The 1,334-nt window shown below is 43.0% G+C and carries 1 protein-coding gene; it reads right to left on the bottom strand.

The window, feature by feature from the left end:
• Positions 1-231 precede the first annotated feature (231 nt).
• Positions 232-1,263: an IS110 family transposase gene (locus tag AB6E85_RS25810; protein WP_102398621.1), complete on the bottom strand. Its 1,032-nt coding sequence runs from the start codon at positions 1,261-1,263 to the stop codon at positions 232-234.
• Positions 1,264-1,334 lie beyond the last annotated feature (71 nt).

The following is a 1,334-nucleotide window of genomic DNA, read 5'->3' as shown; positions in this document are numbered from 1 at the left end:
TATATGGAATCCACGTATTTACAAAGTGATTTTGGCAATAAAAGTTAAGATGCGGTCGTATATTCGGCTTCTTATTGAAGGAGCTACCCTCTAGCCTTTGATGTTTTGCGCACCTACTGTCCTTATCGCGCTAGCAGCTTTTTACAGCATGACAGAATGGCCAGGTTCTCAGTAGGTTGGTCTTACCTTTTATGCATCATCATTTTGTAAAATTTAAAAATTTGGTAGTGATTAATGAGTGAGTAATACTGGTTTATATTCAGTCTCATACCGAAGCATTGCCCACGCAGTACGTACCACTTTGTTAGCCAGTGCAATGCAGGCCTTCTTGAAGCCGATACGATCTATGATGCTCCTCAACCAAGCGTCCTTCTGAGTCTTCGGTTTTTCGGGTAGTCGCCCAACGTATGACATTGCGCCAAGATAAAGAAGCGAGCGTAGCTCCTTCACACCACCGCATTTATCGATCCCAATCATAAAAACTTTGCCTCCTGAACTGTGCTGTTTAGGTGTAAGACCAACAAATGCTGAAGCTTGTCTTCCATTCTTGAACTGCTTTCCATCACCAAGAGTTGTATAGAGCATCGCAGCAGTTGTTTCACCAACCCCTTCAATGCCCATTAATCGTTGGCACGGCTCTATCTGACGGGTTAAAGCATTTTTCTCTTTTTCGAATGCGATGAGTTTTGCTTTAAGTTCTTTATATTGCTCCCAAAGCATCGACAGAACGGATACGACATTGGAGGGTATTGGTGTATCGCCATCAAGCACGGTTTGAACCGACGCTTTTAAGCCTTTTTCACCTCTAGGGTTTGCTATCCCGTAGCCCAAAATTGTCCCTCTAATGTGAAGAGCTAGGGAAACAACACTACGAGATAAGAATCTACGGCTAGTTTCTAAAGAATGCATAGCTTGTTGTTCCAATGACTTTGGACGACTGTACTTGATACCAATTTGTATAGCGGCGTTAGCGATGGCGAGAGCATCATTATGATCCGTTTTATGACCTTCTAGGTATCCTTTCACCTTCTTAGGGTTAATGATTCGGACTTCATGCCCAAGTTTTTCTGCTAATTGCCCCCAGTAATGGCAACCGCAACAACCTTCCATGGCGACAATCGAAGGCTTAGCCTTTGCCAAGAACTCTTTCATCTTCTGGCGACTCAGAGGTTTATTGGACATTAGCTCACCATGAATGCTGATATGGCAGGCTTGAAGAACATTTTTTGCTAAGTCGATAGCGATAACATTTTTAGTCAACATATTGGAACCCTCGGTTTTTTCTCACACTCCTAAGTCTAGATTGCTAAGGAGGGAGTGGATTCCATACATCA

It is taken from the genome of Vibrio sp. 10N.247.311.51, from assembly GCF_041467855.1.
Classification (GTDB): domain Bacteria; phylum Pseudomonadota; class Gammaproteobacteria; order Enterobacterales; family Vibrionaceae; genus Vibrio; species Vibrio coralliirubri.
Note: the sequence above shows the minus strand (reverse complement) of the source record. Positions and strands in the feature narration are given on the sequence as shown.

What these genes read in the sequence shown, in the direction of transcription:
- AB6E85_RS25810 (WP_102398621.1), bottom strand. Translation starts at nt 1,263, where the DNA reads ATGTTGACTAAAAATGTTATCGCTATCGACTTAGCAAAAAATGTTCTT.